Annotated in this window: 20 protein-coding genes; 9 read left to right on the forward strand and 11 right to left on the reverse strand. The window is 33.2% G+C overall.

The window, feature by feature from the left end; all coding sequences use genetic code 11:
- Positions 1-3 precede the first annotated feature (3 nt).
- Genes BUB89_RS18030 through BUB89_RS16980 form a run of 3 tightly spaced genes read left to right on the forward strand, consistent with a single transcriptional unit; the run spans position 4 to position 1120 of the window.
- A complete protein-coding gene (locus BUB89_RS18030) occupies positions 4-168 on the forward strand; it encodes a lmo0937 family membrane protein (RefSeq protein ID WP_141384572.1) in 165 nt (54 codons plus the stop codon).
- A 45-nt stretch (positions 169-213) separates the two neighbouring features.
- Positions 214-639 (forward strand): OsmC family protein, encoded by a 426-nt coding sequence (locus BUB89_RS16975; protein WP_073247290.1) that lies wholly within the window; start codon positions 214-216, stop codon positions 637-639.
- 28 nt (positions 640-667) lie between these two features.
- A complete protein-coding gene (locus tag BUB89_RS16980; RefSeq protein WP_073247293.1) occupies positions 668-1120 on the forward strand; it encodes a response regulator in 453 nt (150 codons plus the stop codon).
- Between the two features lie 41 nt (positions 1121-1161).
- On the opposite strand, the gene BUB89_RS16985 is transcribed toward BUB89_RS16980, so the two are convergent.
- Together BUB89_RS16985 and BUB89_RS16990 are read right to left on the reverse strand one after the other, a co-directional pair.
- A complete protein-coding gene (locus tag BUB89_RS16985) occupies positions 1162-2184 on the reverse strand; it encodes an AI-2E family transporter (RefSeq protein ID WP_073247295.1) in 1023 nt (340 codons plus the stop codon).
- Positions 2185-2206: 22 nt separating this feature from the next.
- A complete protein-coding gene (locus BUB89_RS16990; RefSeq protein ID WP_073247323.1) occupies positions 2207-2446 on the reverse strand; it encodes a DUF7218 family protein in 240 nt (79 codons plus the stop codon).
- Between the two features lie 220 nt (positions 2447-2666).
- Between BUB89_RS16990 and BUB89_RS16995 the strand changes: the two genes are divergently transcribed.
- Positions 2667-2861, forward strand: a complete 195-nt coding sequence (locus BUB89_RS16995; protein ID WP_073247297.1) for a CsbD family protein — start codon at positions 2667-2669, stop codon at positions 2859-2861.
- Between the two features lie 163 nt (positions 2862-3024).
- Here the strand turns inward: BUB89_RS16995 and BUB89_RS17000 are convergent, their stop codons facing one another.
- From BUB89_RS17000 to BUB89_RS17025, 6 genes are all read right to left on the reverse strand, one after another.
- Complete coding sequence (locus BUB89_RS17000; RefSeq protein WP_073247299.1) at positions 3025-3558, reverse strand: lipid-binding SYLF domain-containing protein; 534 nt, start codon at positions 3556-3558, stop codon at positions 3025-3027.
- Positions 3559-3667: 109 nt separating this feature from the next.
- Positions 3668-4411, reverse strand: a complete 744-nt coding sequence (locus BUB89_RS17005; RefSeq protein ID WP_073247325.1) for an MlaD family protein — start codon at positions 4409-4411, stop codon at positions 3668-3670.
- 7 nt (positions 4412-4418) lie between these two features.
- Entirely contained in the window at positions 4419-5165 is a 747-nt protein-coding gene (locus BUB89_RS17010) for an ABC transporter ATP-binding protein (protein ID WP_073247301.1), read from the reverse strand.
- A complete protein-coding gene (locus BUB89_RS17015; protein ID WP_083552971.1) occupies positions 5162-5980 on the reverse strand; it encodes an MlaE family ABC transporter permease in 819 nt (272 codons plus the stop codon). Before BUB89_RS17015 ends, BUB89_RS17010 begins: the two co-directional genes overlap by 4 nt.
- A gap of 92 nt (positions 5981-6072) precedes the next feature.
- Positions 6073-8361: a translocation and assembly module lipoprotein TamL gene (gene tamL / locus BUB89_RS17020; RefSeq protein ID WP_073247303.1), complete on the reverse strand. Its 2289-nt coding sequence runs from the start codon at positions 8359-8361 to the stop codon at positions 6073-6075.
- A complete protein-coding gene (locus BUB89_RS17025) occupies positions 8348-13345 on the reverse strand; it encodes a translocation/assembly module TamB domain-containing protein (protein ID WP_441316640.1) in 4998 nt (1665 codons plus the stop codon). The genes tamL and BUB89_RS17025 overlap by 14 nt, the downstream gene beginning before the upstream one ends.
- 323 nt (positions 13346-13668) lie before the next feature.
- Here BUB89_RS17025 and BUB89_RS18390 point away from each other — a divergent pair, with 323 nt between their 5' ends.
- Positions 13669-13812, forward strand: coding sequence for a transposase (locus tag BUB89_RS18390; protein WP_234982687.1), 144 nt, complete (start codon positions 13669-13671; stop codon positions 13810-13812).
- Between the two features lie 186 nt (positions 13813-13998).
- On the opposite strand, the gene BUB89_RS17035 is transcribed toward BUB89_RS18390, so the two are convergent.
- The 3 genes from BUB89_RS17035 to BUB89_RS17045 form a co-directional block, all read right to left on the reverse strand.
- Positions 13999-14247, reverse strand: coding sequence for a GIY-YIG nuclease family protein (locus BUB89_RS17035; RefSeq protein WP_073247310.1), 249 nt, complete (start codon positions 14245-14247; stop codon positions 13999-14001).
- Between the two features lie 235 nt (positions 14248-14482).
- Entirely contained in the window at positions 14483-14710 is a 228-nt protein-coding gene (locus BUB89_RS18355; RefSeq protein ID WP_317048481.1) for a GIY-YIG nuclease family protein, read from the reverse strand.
- Between the two features lie 34 nt (positions 14711-14744).
- Positions 14745-14993 (reverse strand): GIY-YIG nuclease family protein, encoded by a 249-nt coding sequence (locus BUB89_RS17045; protein ID WP_073247312.1) that lies wholly within the window; start codon positions 14991-14993, stop codon positions 14745-14747.
- 946 nt (positions 14994-15939) lie between these two features.
- Between BUB89_RS17045 and BUB89_RS17050 the strand changes: the two genes are divergently transcribed.
- From BUB89_RS17050 to BUB89_RS17065, 4 genes are all read left to right on the forward strand, one after another.
- Positions 15940-16332, forward strand: a complete 393-nt coding sequence (locus BUB89_RS17050) for a single-stranded DNA-binding protein (protein WP_073247314.1) — start codon at positions 15940-15942, stop codon at positions 16330-16332.
- Between the two features lie 43 nt (positions 16333-16375).
- Positions 16376-17470: a DUF932 domain-containing protein gene (locus tag BUB89_RS17055; RefSeq protein ID WP_073247316.1), complete on the forward strand. Its 1095-nt coding sequence runs from the start codon at positions 16376-16378 to the stop codon at positions 17468-17470.
- Positions 17457-17660: a hypothetical protein gene (locus BUB89_RS17060; RefSeq protein WP_073247319.1), complete on the forward strand. Its 204-nt coding sequence runs from the start codon at positions 17457-17459 to the stop codon at positions 17658-17660. The genes BUB89_RS17055 and BUB89_RS17060 overlap by 14 nt, the downstream gene beginning before the upstream one ends.
- 3 nt (positions 17661-17663) lie before the next feature.
- A partial coding sequence (locus BUB89_RS17065) for a PRTRC system protein E (RefSeq protein WP_143161165.1) occupies positions 17664-18016 on the forward strand: 353 nt, incomplete at its 3' end.

An 18016-nucleotide genomic window follows, 5' to 3' on the forward strand; every position in this document is an offset into this window, starting at 1 on the left:
ATTATGAGAAATATTCTTTGGCTAGTAGCCGTAATCTGCATTATTATCTGGATTCTTGGATTTTTTGGATTTGCAGCCGGAATGGCAACAGGAAATTTAATTCACATACTGTTAGTAATTGCTATAATTGCCATCTTGTATAATATAATTTCAGGAAGAGGCATCTAAAAAAACGTAAAACAATCAATTTATAAATCATAAAAAATTTAGAAGATGAAAAGATATAGCACCGCCGTGTGGAGTGGCACTTTAAAAGAAGGAAATGGCTCTTTAATTTCAGAAAGCAGAGCATTGGAAAACATGCAATACTCGTACCACAGCCGATTTGAAGAGGGTACAGGAACTAATCCCGAAGAATTAATGGCTGCTGCACACGCTGGTTGCTTTACCATGCAATTAAGTGCCGATTTAACAAAAGCCGGTTTTACACCTGAAGTTTTAGAAACAAAATGTGAAATTACTTTAGAAGATGGTGCGATAACAAAATCAAACCTGACCCTTAAAGCAAAAATACCTGAAATTCAGGACGACCAATTTCAGGAAATTGCAAAAGGAGCTAAACAAAACTGTCCTGTAAGTAAGGCTTACAGCAGTTTAGAAATAAGTCTGGATGCCAATTTAGAAAAACACATACAATAATTTTCTTCACATTTAATCCATAAAAGTAATGATGACCTATAGACCACTCTTAATTTATCTAGCAGATGACGATCATGAAGACAGCATGCTCTTTGAAGAAGCGTTAACCGAAATTGACAGCAAAATTTGCATCGAAACATTTGATAATGGCGTAACGCTTATGGATGCGCTTTTAAATTCGCATAACGCCTTACCTGATGCCATTTATTTAGATTTAAATATGCCTTTAATGAATGGCGAGGAATGTGTGGAAGACATTAGAAATGAACCCAAGTTTTCAAAAATTCCTATAGTAATCTATTCGACCTACATTGATAATGAAATGGCGGAGAGATTAAGAGAAAAAGGAGCCAACTGGTATTTGATAAAACCCAACACTTTTACAGAACTAAGAAACCTGCTGGGGAAAAGTCTGGATTATGTTTATACTGATTTACAAAAAACATCCGATAGCCAATTTATAATAAGTACTACAAACTAGTTATAAATTGGCTATGCTGATGGTATAATTTGTTTTATATTCTAAAGTTTTCCTTTGTCTTCTTCAGCATATTCTTTTCGATAAATTCGAACAATAAGTAAAAACAGACTAATGAGCAAAGGACCAAAAACCAGACCTATAAAACCAAAAAGCGGAATACCTACAATAACTCCTAACAGCGTAATTAACGGATGAACATCATCTAATTTTCGAAGTACGTACAAGCGAATGAGGTTGTCTGTAATTCCTACTACTATGAATCCATAGAGTAAAATTCCCCATGCCTGAAAAGTATCTCCATTAGATATTGTTAATATAAAAACCGGAATGATTCCTAACATGCTCCCAATGAAAGGAACCATGGAACCGATGGTTACTACAATTCCCCAAAAAAACGGACTTTCAACATCAAAAATCAAAAATCCTATTAATGCCACAATACCCTGAGCAATAGCAACGAGCGGAATACCTAAAGAGTTAGATCGAACAGAGGCATGAATTTCCCTGCCTACTATTTTAAGATTCTCTTTGCTTATGGGTATATATTCCATCAGTGTATCCCGAAACTCTTTGCGGTTTGTAAGCATATAATAGAGTAAGAAATACATAATTGAAACTGCTATAAAGGTATTAACAGCACTTCCCAGGACACTAGTAATTCCATTTGTTATTCGATTAGAAATTGAAGATGCATCAATTTGATCTGTAATATTGTACCCTAAATGATGTTCCCAGCTTTCCATTTGGGTTTTTACTGCTTTTACCACTTTTTCTGAATTTTGAGCTGCTTTGCCTATTTTATCTCCCAGCATTAATCCGGCTCCCGCTATAGGGATCAAAATAGCTATAAAAGAGACAAACATTAAAAATCCCGCAGCCCAGTTAGGCTTCCAGCCTCTGTTTACCAGTTTGCTCATGGCTCCTTTTAGCAATACATATAAAGTAATAGCTCCTAATACACCTGAAAAATAGGGTGTCATCTCATATAATATCATACCTCCGGTTAGTAGAATTAAGAGTAGAGTAAAAATTTGACGGATTATTTTTGGGTTTATAGTGTTCACAAGTATATCGATGTTATTTATTTTAATTATTTCTCAAAGCATCAATAAGTGCTTCTTTATTCATTTTAGACCTTCCCGGAATACCTACTTTTTTAGCTTGTTCATACAAGTCTTGTTTATTCCATTCTTCATAAGCTTTGCTCTTTCCTCCTTTTTTTCCAGCATTAGGAGTATTAGCAATTCTTGCTGATTTTTCTTTGCTGTAACCTTTATCACGCAGTGCTTCATATTGCTTTTCATTTTTGACCGTTGGAATATCCATAATTTTCAATTTTTAGAATTATACTTCATTTTTCATATAATTCAAATATGCCTATAAAACAGAAAATCACTTGACCTTATCACACAATATATTGACTTAAAAAACACAGTAGCTTTTTTAAATGCATCAATAACACTTTGATTTGAGTTAATGAAACACTATTAAATCTAGTACTTTTATTTAATAATAAAAAACATTCTTTAATTTAAAATTTAATATCATGAATACAGATCAATTAGAAGGAAAATGGAAACAGATTAAAGGTACCTTTAAACAAAAATATGGCGAACTTACCGATGACGATGTAACTTATTCTGAAGGGAAATTTGACGAAATGTTAGGTCGAATTCAGGAAAAAACCGGAAAAAAAATGGATGATTTGAAAAAAGAAATTAATGATTGGCAAAATTCCTAATTAGTATTAGTTCTAATCATTAGTAATCAAACCCTACTATGCGGCTGCTTTATCAATAGATAGAGCAGCTTTTTTTTGTCCTTTCGAAAATAAAAAAACTGTTTCTCAGCATTAAAGAAACAGTTTTTACAATAAAATATTTTCGAAAAAAGAATTTTGTTCCTTATTTAAAAGGGTGGTATTCAAATTTTTGACCTCCCACAGAAGCATCCACCATAAGTCCGGCTTTAGGCAAAGCAAAAACAACAACACCATCTTTATAATTAGCGTTTTCTGCCTGACCTTTATCTGCTGCAACAGCAGACATTTCTGCCGAAAATTCATAATTTCCCTGTTTAAATTTCGCTAAAGCTGCATCATTCTGGAAAAAGATAACTTCAATTAAAGCCTGTCCGCCAGCCTGAAGCCCAATGTTGACCTTTTTTAAAGAAGTCATCCCTATGGCAGTTCCGTTTTCATAAACTACTCCGTTACCGCTTGCTCCGCCAATAACAAAACCACCTTTCCCCACATTGGGAAAAATAGCATAACCGGATGCGTCTTTAAAGAATTTTTTCAACCCCATATCTTTACTTAAAAGGGTTTCTTTAGCTCTTTCGGCATCGTTTATTACCTTCTTGTCTTTGGTGTTTTGAGCCACTATCCCTACTGTTACGAACAGTAAAGAAGTCATTATTATTTTTTTAAATGTTTTCATGATTTCTATGCTTAAAATTTAGAATAAATTTACAGCAATTGCTTTTTTCAAAATACCTCAATCCTTTAGATTATTAACTCAAAAAAGCTTGGTTTAAAAGAGGACTAGGTTATTTCTTTTCGGCGTTCTTTTCAGCTGCTTTTTCCGCTGCTTTTTCAGCCTCTTCTCTTGCTTTTTCTTTTTCTCTTTCTTTCTTTTTAAAATAACCTCTTAAAAGAAAATTATGCTTTGCGGCTTCCATATTTTGTTCTAAACCTTTAGATCCTTTTCTTAAATTTTCCATGGTTCTTTCCATGTCTTTCGCCACTTCATCATCATTTAATAATTTACCTAAAGTTCCTTCACCATTATTAATTGATATGAGTGTGGTAGCTAATTCATCGGTAATAATTTCGGCATTTTCGGCAGTAACTTTAATGGAGGAGAGAATATTATCAAACTCTAATGGCTCCACCGATTTGATAGAACTGCCATCTTTAATTTCGGCAGCTTTAGCACTTCCCTGAGAGATTACCAGAATTTTATCTCCAATAACACCTTCTGACGCAATAGATGCTTTACTGTCTTTTTTGATAAACTTTTTAACTTTGTTGTCCATCATTGCCATGACATTCACAGTAGAATCATTAATTATTTCTATATTTTCAATAGTTCCTACAGCAATTCCTAAAAAACGAACCTGTCCGCCCACATTTAATCCGCTCACGTTTTGAAATTGTGTATTTATCTTGAATTTTGAGCTGAATAATTTTTGGTTACTACCAATAAAAAAAATAATTACAAACAGAATTAATATCCCTAAAGACACAAAAATGCCCAGTCTTATTTTATATGCGTGAGTATTTGTTTTCATGATTTTTTTATTTAAAAAATGATTTAATATAGGGATCCTCGTCATTCAGGAATTCCTCTAAACTTCCTTGTTTATAAATTTTACCTTCTTTGATCATTGCAATTCTGTCGGCGACTGTTTTTACACAGTCTATATCGTGTGTGATTATTATAGACGAATTGCGAAATTTGGCTTTTGTTTCGTTTATCAAATCACTTATTTCTCTTGAAGTAACGGGATCTAAACCTGTTGTGGGTTCATCAAATAAAATGATTTTCGGGTTTACGACTAATGTTCTGGCTAAACCAATTCTCTTTTTCATTCCTCCCGATAATTCCGAAGGCATTTTATCAATGGAATCCGGTAATCCTACATTTTCTAAAGCTTCCATAATTTTTTGGTCTGTTTCTTCTTTAGAAAATTCTTTACTGAGTCTGGAAAGTGCAAAAGCCAAATTTTCTCTTACTGTCATCGAATCATAGAGAGCGGCACTTTGAAAAAGGAATCCAATTTTTTTTCGAACTTCGATTAAATCATCTTCTTTGATATCAGTCAATTCGTGTTTACCTACTTTAATACTTCCCGCATCGTGTTTTAATAAATTAACAATGCATTTTATTAAAACTGATTTCCCGGAACCCGACTTTCCCAATACCACTAAATTTTCTTCTTTATGAAGCTGAAGCGTGATGCCATCAAGCACTTTTTGATCTCCAAAACTTTTCCTGAGATCTTTGATATCGATAACTACCTTATCATTTACTTCTTTTTTCATAATAAGTCGGTTATTTGTACGGCAATTAAGTCTACAATAATTAATAATAAAGAAGAGGTTACTACGGCAGAATTTGCTGCAATACCTACACTTTCGGTTCCTCTTCCTGCATTAAATCCTTTATAACATCCCACTAAACCGATTACGGCTCCAAAAAAGAAAGATTTTATTACCGCCGGAATAATATCTATGAACTCTACATTATCAAAAGCCTGAGTCATAAAAAGTTTTAAACTCACATCATCTTTGATATTCACACCTAACCAGCTGCCAAAAATCCCAATAGCATCAGCATACAGCGTAAGTAACGGAATCATAAATGTTACCGCCAGTAATCGGGGAATAATTAAAAAATTTATCGGATTAGTATTAGACACTTCCATAGCGTCAATTTGCTCTGTAACCCGCATAGAACCTAATTCGGCTCCCATGCTTGAACCTATTTTTCCGGCACAAATTAAGGCTGTAATTACAGGTCCCATTTCTCTGATAATAGAAATAGCTACCATACCTGGTAACATTCCTACTGCCCCAAATTCTACTAAGGGAGGTCTGGATTGAATGGTTAAAACCAGTCCTACAATAATTCCTGTAATCGAAATTAAGCCTACTGATTTATTCCCGCATTGATAAGATTGTTTTAAAAACTCCTGAAATTCAAAGGAATTGGTAAAAAGGTTTCGGACTATTCTCTTTAAATAATCCACCACATTGGCTACGTCAATAAAAAACGCAACACTTTTTTCCTTTATAAATGTAAAAAAAGAAGACTGCTTTGCAAGCGCATTTTCAGATGGATACGTAGTTTTAGACATAATTTTACTGTTATGATATTTCAATAAAATTACATCCTTTTCTTAAGGTTAAGTTTACAAGATTTTAAGATTTTATTATACAATACCAGCCGTTAAAAAGGATAACCAATGGCAAGATTAAATATCAGATTTTCTTTTCTCCAGCTTCTGTCACCAAAATTAATATCGTCAATTACCCATTCCTGCCCTTTAGGCAAATAGGGTTTTCTTAACGGAAAAGCCAAATCAGTTCGAAGAACTAAGAAATCAAAATCAAAACGCAAACCAACACCTGTCCCAATAGCGAGCTGATTCAGGAATTTACCGCTAAACTTAGCACCGGGTTTATCGCTGTTTTCATTCAGAAGCCAAATATTTCCGGCATCTACAAATACAGCGCCTTTGACTATTTTATATATTTGCCCTCTTAACTCAGTACTGAATTCAAATTTAATATCTCCGGACTGATCAGGCAAAAATGTGTTGGATGTCTGACTGCCATCAAAAGTTCCCGGTCCAATTGACCTTGCTCTAAAAGCGCGAATACTACTGGTTCCTCCTATAAAAAATTGCTTGATAAAAGGAAGTTCTTTTGAATTTCCATAAGGAATTCCGGCACCTATAATAATTCTGCTGGCTAATTTTGTTTCCTTGTCAAAGTTCAGATAATGACGAAATTCCACTTCGGCTTTGGTATATTGGCTAAAAGGAACACTTAAAATATTTTTAGGATTATTGTAATCATTAGCACCTAAAATCAAGCCCAATGAATTTCCGGATAAATCTATTCCTCCTTTAAAATAAATATTGTGTTTTTTATTTTGCACCATCGTATTAGTATAGGTATACGAATAAGTGGTTCCAAAAATTAACTGTTTATCAATTACTCTTTGCAAAGAAGGATTAGCTGCTATTTGTTCCTTGTACAAATCAGACACATTATTGGGGGAAGTATACGCTATATTAAGAATATTAAGATTATGTTCCTTTCTTTCGTTTTCTTTCCAGATGTAACCAAAAGATGCATTTAATGTTTTTAAGGAATATAATTTAGTTCTCAGTTGATATTCATACCCAATAGAAGCTTTTGTATTAGGAACATAAGCGCTTCCGGAGTTCATCCTGAAAGGAGAAATAAACCGTGGCCAGATCAGGCTGGCATCTCCTCCAAAACGGTATACATTAAAACCATTATTTTGTCCGGAAACCTGAACTTCTAAACCGGCAAAAGCGGATATTTTTAGCAATTCAGCACCTTTAAAAGTGTTGCGGTTACTCCAGTTTATGTTTAATTCGGTTCCTGAATAATTAGCCGAGTTTGTTTTAGCTAAAGTTTCCACCTGAATGGATTTTTTAGGTAACGGAGTTAAATAATAATAGGTATCCAATTGATTTTCTATAGAATCATTTACTCCGAATTCATTTTTAACAAACTTGAAAGTTCCCAATGTAATTAATCGGTTTAAGGACAAGTTATGAGTGGTTCTGTTGTACAAATCGCCTTTATTAAACAACAAGGTTTTATCAAAAATAAAAGGCTTGAAAACAGTTTTGTTATCAATAACTTTTAAATCCTGATACTTAATAGTGTCCTGTTTTCTTCGGGCAATAGTATCTCTTCTTAAATTAAAACTGGGATAAACAAAAATATCATTGATTCGGTATTGTTTTTTGGCATTTTCCGGAGTCTCCTTTTTTATTTTTACAAATAAATCTACTTCATGATTGGCAACCGTACTGTCTACCTGAATTAATAAATAATTTTCGTTAAAATAGTAAAACCCTTGTTCTTTCAGATTAGCATCAATACGCACTCTTTCGTTTTTAATATCTTCCAGATCATAGGTTTTTCCCACTTTTAAAAGGCTCTTTTCTTTTAACTTATTAATTTCCTGACTCAGAACCATGGAATCTTTTGGAAAAACAACCGACTTTATTTTGTATTGATTGTTAAGTTTAACCGTATAATTAGCTTTGGCTTTTTTACCTCTTGTTGTAGAATCCGCTTTTGTTTCTGCATTAAAAAAACCTTTGTTTTCTACATAATTCTGAACCACCTGTTTGTTGTATTCTAAATCCACTTTACTCATTAAAACAGGTTCTGCTCCTAATTTGTATTTGACCCAATACTTAAATCCTTTTTCTTTTTTTACTTCTCCAATCAAATTATAAAAAAAGATTTCCGGACGCATTCCTAATATCGATTTATTAGGTACAGGCCGAATCAATCCATCCAGTTCTGACTTAATTTGTTTTCTTGTTTTTTTAGATTCCTCGCCTTTTTCTATGTCAATAGTATGCCCAATATACAATAAATCTCCTTTAGGAATTTTACCCGTTCCGCTACAGCTCAATAGTATTGAAACTGAAAAAAACAGCAAGATGTAATTATTTAGTCTCATTTCGTTTATTGTCTTTTCTGTTGTCTCTTTGTCTGTTTTTTCGTTTTTTATGAAATAATTCTCTAAACTTATTGTAGTCCATCGTAATAATAAAGGCTACACCCGTTTCAATAACCTGACCTTGCAAAGCTACCTGATAATTATTTTTTCTATAGGCTCTCAATTTATAACGACCGTCTTTGGTTATCAGATAATCGGCTGAAACATCTCCTGCAATGTTTGTAGATTGCTCGTTTTGCTGCGGAGCTCCTTCCAGACCAAAACTGCTTCCCACAGTAACTTTTAAACGGTCATTTAATAATTTTTTAGAAAGCCCCACATTCAAATCAGTACGCTCTTGTTTTTGTCCTGAAGTATAATTTTCGGTCGCTTCAAGATCAAAATCCAGCTCAAAACCTTTTATTAAATCACCTGCCAAATTGTTTAACTGCTGTGATAAAATTTTACTGGCACTCTGTTTTGCTAAGAAGGCACCGCTTACACCGCCGGTTTCGCTTTCAAAAGGGTTTTCACCAATAAACCGGTTTAATAAAAGCAATGCAAAAACCTGTTTGTTTAACGCGTCTTCATCCCGTCTGATCTGTTCTAATTTAGCCTGAGTTGTATTGATTACTTCAGCCGAAACCGTATTGTTTCCTTCCGGTAAAACAATATCAAAAGTGATTTCAGGCTTTAATAATTCGCCCTTCATTTTCAACTCTGTTTCAAAAGGAATTCTTTGTTTGTAAGTATTACGGGCTTCAGCAGTAATGCCTTCAATCTGATCACTAACTAAGTCTAAAGGTGGTGCATCCACTTTATACACTGCAGTCACATTTACATTTGCAGTGGTAGGTTCTCCGGTCCAAAGAATATAACTGCCTGATTTTATATCAAATTTTCTCTTAATCAGGTTTAAATTCATTTGATAAGCACCATCGGTAAATTCATATTTTCCTGTTAAAGTGGTTTTTCCTGATGGATCAATACCGCCTGTCAATTCGGCTTCTCCTTTTAACTTTAGATAATCGCCATTAGCTTCATCAATAATAATCGAAATTTCAGCTTCTTTGTCAATCCCAATATTTACCGAAGCATCAATTCCTTTAAATTCAGTTTGTGTAATTTGTTTGGTCGGGTCTTCTTCAACAGTCACTAAAACAGGCTGATCCTGATCAATAAATTGTACAATACCTTCTCTGTCAGCAATCGAAGGATCGTTTTGAGGCAACACAATAGTAAACTTAGTATCTTCATTTATTTTAACGGTTCCATCAATCACCGGACTATTTAAAGTTCCCTTTATTCCCAGATTATTGTCTAAATACAATTCCCCATAAAATAATTTATTGTCTTTAGCGGTAGAATTTATGGCTCTGAAATTTCGTGCTGTAAGATTTAAATCCAGTCCCAAATTAGTATAATCCCTGCTGTCAACGGAACCTTTTACACTTAAAGGATTTCCGTCTTCATCCTGTAATTTAAAATCATCAAATACAATTTTATTCTGCTGGAAATTAATATTATCATTCAGCAGTTTAAACTTAGAATTTAAAGGAACAACAACAAATCCAACCGAATTAAATTTAATAGTCCCATTCACATCGGGATTAGATGCTTTTCCGCTCACATCCAGTTTTCCGCTTAAAAATCCTTCGCTTTCTTTGAGATTTTCTAATGTAAACGCCTGTACTGATTTCATTTGAAGTTTTTGAATATCAACGACAAAATCCAGACTCTCAGTACTGATATTGTAATTTCCGTCAATGTTCAATTGGTTTTCTAAACCTGTCAGCGTCACATTAGCATTATATAAATTAGTGGTTTTATTATCCACTTTTGCATTGATATTCCCTATAGTATCCTTTTTTATTTTTAAATTTTCAATGTCTAAATCAGCCACAAATAACGGACTTGAAGTAACATTCTTTATCGTGGCTTCCCCATTTATTTTTCCTCCAATTTCAAAATTTGATTTGGCAATACTGGTTAATGATTCCAATTCAAAATTCTTAAAACTGGCTATAATTGGTGAAGCAGCATTATTTTCCTCTGACTGAATACCAAAAGACTGCTGGTCTTTTTGAAGTACAAAATCCCGAACAACAATTCCGTTTTTTTCTAATTTTACTTCGTTGTTCGCATTTACTGCCCAGTCTTCATAATTTAACAGCAGTTTTTCCGGATTAAGATGCACAATTGATGCTCCCAGACTGTCTTTAAAAACACCTGAAATTAAATACTTGTCTTTATCTTCTACATCTTTAATATTTAAAGCATAATCAATGGTGTTGTTTTCTAATTTGCCAATTAATGTCGTTTTTGGAATTTCAAACTGCTCATTTTTAATTTGGCCTAAAGACAAATCATACAACAATGTATTTTCCTTTGTAGTAACTTTTAAAACGCCGGCAGAAATTTCATTGTTAGCATAATTTAAACTGGGAACTGCAGCATTAATCACTATTGAATCATTAATAGAATTGTATTTTCCGTCAAGAGTAATTTCCGATAATTCTATAATTTGAGGAACTATTTTTTTTAATAATGGTTCGTCTTTTATAGTAAATTGAAAGGCCAGTTGCTGGTTTTCTTTATTTGCAACATACTTTTTATCTAATTGGTAGTATTTTGAAACTGAATTCGTAAGGGCATTACCAATAGTCGAAAGCTTGTAATTACCTGAAATTAATCCACTTACAAATTGCGATTTAATAATAATCGAATCTTTCTCCACAGTAGAAACTGCTCTTACAGAAATAGTATCTAGCGGAAATTGTTCTTTTTCTAAAGCGACTAAAAAATTATTAACGTTTAATATTCCATTTAGATTATCCGGATTTAAATCATCAAAATTAGCGGTAATGTTACCTCGTATTTTTAATGGACCGGCATGTAGATTGAGCTTATTCAAATCAATAAATTCAGCATTTAACTCCAAATCTATTGTTGGTTTTTTAGAATTTGAAGAACCTTCGGCATCTAATTTAAATTTTAAATTGGGATCACTGGAGCTCACATTAGCTGCATACACACCATTTTTAACAGTGCCATCAATATTTATATTCTGATAATTATAATCATTAAATTGAGCTGCAATAATTTTCGAAGTGAGTTTTGCCGTTGCCGTTGAAGGATCCAGACTTCTTCCGTTTACAGTTGCATTAGCTGTAATTTTTCCAAGTTGCTTATTTTTGATTAATGTACCTACATCAAAATTAGTAACACTGGCATCAGCTATGTATTTTTCATTATTTTTTCTGGTTTGATCAAAAGTTGCTTCCACAATGGCATTTCCTAATGAGCTTTTTAAATCTAAATTGGTTTGAAATGCAGCGACACTTCCTTTAAAATTTCCTTTTAAATTGAATTTCTGAGGCAATTGAATGCTGTTCGGAACCGTATTTTTAGGAGTAAAAGCATAAATATCTTTTGCAGTACTTTCAAAGTTTGCAATAGCCAGATTAAATACTGATTTATCAACATTGGGTAAACCTTTGATGGTTCCCTTAACATCAACCTTAGTATTTCCAATCCCGTCAGCCTTGAAAGTAGTAATTTTTAAATCATCAAGTTTCCCTGTTACCGTCGCATTAAAATTGACAATTGTATTAGGATTGTTTTTAAAAATAGTATTCGATTCCAGTTGGGGTACTAATAACAAAATATCTTTAAATGCCAGTTTGCTGTTTTTTAAATGAACATCTAAAGTTAGGTTTTCGGGATTTTTACTAATGGATTCTATGGATGGATAAGTGGCAAAAACATTATCCTGTAAAATGGTCTGAGGTGTTTTTACAGACAGGTTTTTAAGAGAAGCCGCTTTAGAAGTATACTTAAATTCTGTTTGTAATGCATCTAATTGAAAACCACTTTTTTCCTTAAAAGTAAAAGCATTAATAATACCGCTGTAATCATTATCTCGTATAGCAATTGCTTTTCCGTCAAAATTTAAGTCATTTATTTTCAAATGATTATAATCCATTCCCTTTTTAATCGGAATTTCATTATTATTATCGAATACAAAATTGAATTGAGCGATTGAAACAGCATCAGCATCAATTTTCCAGGCTAAACCGGAAGATTTTTCGGCAGCATTAGCTTCTTCTTTTTGATTTTCTTCTTTTGGAGCATTTGTCAAAGCAAGCTGACCATTCGTTTTATTTAATTCAATGGAATGTAACGCAATGATTTGTTTTTCCAAATCAATGGTTTTTACCTTAGTTTTTAATTTTTCAAATTTGATTTTGGTTTCCAAATTTGTGATGGCATCCTTATAAGTAACATCAATGTTTTCAAGATTGATGTTTTGTAAGTTGAGCTTTAACACATTCGTTTCTGCTTCTTTTTCAATCTTTTCAGCTACTTTTTTAGTTGCTTCAACCAAATCCTGATCTAAATTAAACCGTAGGCCGTTTAAATTTATTTCAGGGACATCAAAAAACAACTGGTCCAAGTCCAATTTCCTGATTTTAGTATCAAAATGATGTACTTTCAGAGCAATATTATTTTTTGCAACAGCATCTTTATAACTAAATTTAATAGTGTCAAGCTCTATACTTTTAACAGCAATTTCCATCCCTTTCTCATTGGTTTTGGGTTCATCCGCTGTTGCAAAAGCATTGACGATATAATCAAAATTGTAAACAGAATCTTTATCTACTTCAATATTGGCAGTTATTTTCTCCAGTTTGATACTATTAATTTCAACTTTACTATTAAATAATTCAAATAAACTAATATCTATTTTTAATGATTTTCCGGCTAGTAAGGTATCTTTAGACTGATCTTCAAAATAAAAATCATGCAGGACAATTTTCTTTGGCAAACCAATTTCAACACTTCCTACTGCTACTTTTGTCTTGATTTTTTCCTGTAAATAACTAACTGCTTTGTCTTTTATAAAACTTTGTCCGAACGGAGTTTGCAATGCAATAACTATCAGTAAAAAAAGTGTTATAACAAACAATATAAAATACAATAGAATTTTAGCGACCTTTTTCAATTTTGAGATGGATATTATTTAAAATAAATCATATCGATTTATTTGTAAACAGTTCAATTAATTTGTGTTGTTCCCTGTGTTTTTAAATTATCGTTATTTTAATAACTATCCGGTTTTTTACCCCGTAAACTCTAACATCTTTTCACTATAAAACTACTGCTTTGATGGCTCTTTTCAAAACACAAAAAACACTTTGGTGAAGATATTGCAAAGTGGGTTCCCTGTCTTTATAGAATTATAGAAAATTCTTTTAAAATTATAACGTAGAAAAGGGATACACTCACTTGTTTGAGCTTGGAAACAGAAGGGTAAAATAAATAAGAGTGCGTGCAAAAAGATTTTTAATCTGCGAGATTAATGCTTCAGCTGAATCTTTCAATGCAAAAATTAAAGCCTTTAGATCGCAATTCAGAGGAGTCAGAAATGTGGAATTCTTCCTTTTTAGACTAACTAATATTTATGCTTAATTTTATCTCTCCACAGGTTTTTGGATTGATCCCTTTTGAACTTGATCCCATAAAACATATTGGTCGGAAATAAAAAAACCTTCCTGAATAATCAAGAAGGTTTTAGTCGGGGTGGCAGAGTCTATTCCGAAAACGGAAATTCGAACCTGCGGCCTTCCCGATTTTCAATCGGGACGCGATAACTCGTTATAATTTTGAAATTAATGCTTCAATTTTCACTTTACTTTTCCACTTTTTTATTTCCTGCTCACGCAAAATGGCATTAGTTTTAGTATCAAAAGATTCAAAATACACTATTTCCCAATCTTTAGCTCTTCCGGTAAAACCTTTATGGGAACTTAAATGACGACGTAATCTTTCTTCTAAAGACATAGAAGAAAAACCAACATAATAGTTAGCAATTGATTTTGAATATAAAATATAGACATAAAACATATTGGGCGGAAATAAAAAAACCTTCCTGAATAACAAGAAGGTTTTTTGTCGGGGTGGCAGAGTTTATTCCGAAAACGGAAATTCGAACCTGCAGCCTTCCCGATTTTCAATCGGGACGCGATAACTCGTTATAATTTTGAAATTAATGCTTCAATTTTCACTTTACTTTTCCATCTTTTTATTTCCTGCTCACGCAAAATTGCATTAGTTTTAGTATCAAAAGATTCAAAATACACTATTTCCCAATCTTAGCTCTTCCGGTAAAACCTTTATGGGAACTTAAATGACGACGCAATCTTTCTTCTAAAGACATAGAAGAAAAACCAACATAATAGTTAGCAATTGATTTTGAATATAAAATATAAACATATTGGTCGGAAATAAAAAAACCTTCCTGAATATCAAGAAGGTTTTTTGTCGGGGTGGCAGAGTTTATTCCGAAAACGGAAATTCGAACCTGCAGCCTTCCCGATTTTCAATCGGGACGCGATAACTCGTTATAATTTTGAAATTAATGCTTCAATTTTCACTTTACTTTTCCATCTTTTTATTTCCTGCTCACGCAAAATTGCATTAGTTTTAGTATCAAAAGATTCAAAATACACTATTTCCCAATCTTTAGCTCTTCCGGTAAAACCTTTATGGGAACTTAAATGACGACGCAATCTTTCTTCTAAAGACATAGAAGAAAAACCAACATAATAGTTAGCAATTGATTTTGAATATAAAATATAGACATAAAACATATTGGTCGGAAATAAAAAAAACCTTCCTGAATATCAAGAAGGTTTTTGTCGGGGTGGCAGGATTACCTACCTATTCCTTAAATTCGTTGATTTTATTGGTGTTTCCAAGCGTACCACAAAAAAGGGTAGCCGAATAGGTCTCATTTATAATGATTTACTTTACAGCCCTTTGTTTTCTTAATCAATCTAATATCAGTAAGTCAATGTACTTTTATATATGTAAATGTATTAAAAACTGAATTAGAACACAAGTTAAAAATAAAGTTTCTACTACTTTACTTTTAAATTTTCCTAATATTTTTTTTTGATATTACTTTTTTTTACATTAACTCATTTGGTAAAATTATCAAACACGTTAGTTAGATTTTTTACATGAAATAAAGCAAACAATGCCTATCTGCCACAGGCATATATCGAGAACTTTTTGATGTTAATTTTTTTTGTTCTCCATAAAAATCTCCTAACGATTTAATTCGTTCTCTTTGGTATCGTTTACAAATATCTGAGGATACTATCTTACGTAAAATGATTCTATTTCTATCCAAGGTACGTCTATTTCTCTTGTCACATTGAACCATTTACTCAATGCCTTTTTCATCGCTTCCACTGTTTTTTATTCAAGAGCCAGTATGCTGTTTTGTCCCATTTCAAGAGCAAAGGTATTCTAGTGTTCTTAACGCAGGAACAAGGTCATGCCCTACGGGTTTGTCAAAAAATCTCCACCCATTCGGGTTGTATTTGTTTGCCAAAACCTTGCTCCTGCTAAACACTAACCTTTTATGCTCCTGAAACGAAACAAAGCATACTCCGGCTCTTTAGACGAATAAAAAAAATGTCAATAATGGAAAACAAAAGCATTAGAAATGGTAATAGAGTGAAACAAAACAGCTCCTCCTCTCATTGCCGAATAAATAAAATAAAAATTTAACTCTAAAAAGTAAAGATTATGAACATCATCGGAAGACTGACAAGGGATGCGGAAGTACGCACAACGTCAAAAGAAAAACAAGTAGTGAACTTTTCAGTAGCCACTAACGACAACTACCGAAACAAACAAGGCGAACGCATAGAACAAACTACCTATTTTGACTGCTCTTACTGGATAAGTCCAAACGTAGTGAAGATACTAACCAAAAGCACTTTGGTAGAACTCACTGGTAGAGTTAGCACAAGACCGTGGACAGCCAATAACGGAGAATTAAGAGCAAGTTTAAACTTCCATACCTCAACTATCAAATTGCATGGAGGCGGTAAAAAAACAGAAAACGCTCAAACAAGCACCAACGAACAGAAAACTAAAACTCCAAATCAGGAAGATGGAGACGATTTACCATTCTAACACAATTCATTTATTTTTTTTCAAATTTTAAAATTTCAATATCATGGCACATAATTTAAATTTCAACGAAAAAACTGGACGTTATTCTTTTTTAAGCGTTCAGGAAAAAGCATGGCACGGTTTAGGACAAATTGTACAAGATTATCCCACAAGTGCAGAAGCAATCCAACACGCAGGACTGGATTATGAGGTAATCAAAAGTCCGCTATACACAAAAGGCTTAGGGATTATTGAAAATACAAACAGCATAGAAATTAGAGACAACGAACTAAACGTGCCTAATTATTTTGCTACTATGCGTACTGATAACAACACCGTTTTGGGTGTGGTAGGCAAAGACTACCATATTGTACAAAATCGGGAGGCTTTTAGTTTTTTTGATGCTATCGTAGGAGGTACTGACGGAATCTTATACGAGACCGCAGGGGCTTTAGGAAATGGAGAGCGTATTTTCATAACTGCAAAACTGCCTGATTATATCCGTGTGGGTAATGGCGATGATGTAACAGAAAAATATATTTTCCTAACCACTTCGCACGATGGTAGTGGAAGTATTACCGCAGCTTTTACTCCTGTTCGAATTGTTTGTCAAAATACCCTAAACGCTTCACTTCGCAATATGAGTAACGTGGTACGCATTCGCCATACTTCGGGAGCTAAACAACGTTTGGACAATGCCCACAAAGTAATGGGATTGGCAAACGAGTTTAGCAATCAATTAGAAAACATCTTTAATGACTGGGCGAAAGTAAAAGTAAGTGATAAGGAGGTAGAAAAATTGATACAGTTGGCACTTTGTCCCAATAAAGAAACCCTAGAGCATATCAAAAAAGGTAATAATGATGAAATCTCCACCGTGTTCAAAAATACTGTTGAAAGTGCTTTTGCTTATGCAATGACTAATGAGACCCAACAGATGGAAACCACAAAAGGGACATTATTTGGAGCTTATAATGCTGTGACTGGCTACTACCAAAATGTACGTAATTATAAGGATGATGAAGCCAAACTGCAATCCATTGTATTAGGCGGTACAGCACAAATAAAGTCACAAAAAGCATTTGAACTGTGTAGTTCATTTGCAAAAATTGGTGCGAACGCTATCAACATAAATTTTTTGATGAATGGAAGTAATTGATTTGAACGGTTACGCTATTGAGGTAACCGACCTTGATGAAGCTATCAAAATAACGGCAGAATACAAAGACTACCAACAAGAGAATAACGATTTTTCAGATTTCAATGAAAGACAAAAAGCCTATTGGCTGGATATGCACGAAAAATTAACGGTAATTAAAAACGGATTAAATAACACTTTAAAAATTTAAAAGATGAACACTAATTTTTTCAATCAGATAGCAGAATTAGAAATCACTGGCGATTTACAGCTAACTATATCAAGAGGTACAGAAAACAAACTGGTTGTTTCTATTCTAATCCAAAACGAACAATGTGGAGACAATGCCAAACAACTGATCCCCCCTCTTAATCTTAGAGGAACAGCGGAAGAATTAGACGAGGGTTTTTTTGAAAGTATTGCAGTACCCTTAAAAACTGCTTCGGGCTTAATGGTCAATATGGAAGCCTATATGAAGCAATTGGAAAATGCCCAAAAACAATCGGCAATGGAAAAGGAAAAAACCGATAAGGAGAAAAAAGCAAAGGACGAAAAAGAAAAGAAATA

This window comes from Flavobacterium flevense (genome assembly GCF_900142775.1).
Lineage (GTDB): Bacteria > Bacteroidota > Bacteroidia > Flavobacteriales > Flavobacteriaceae > Flavobacterium > Flavobacterium flevense.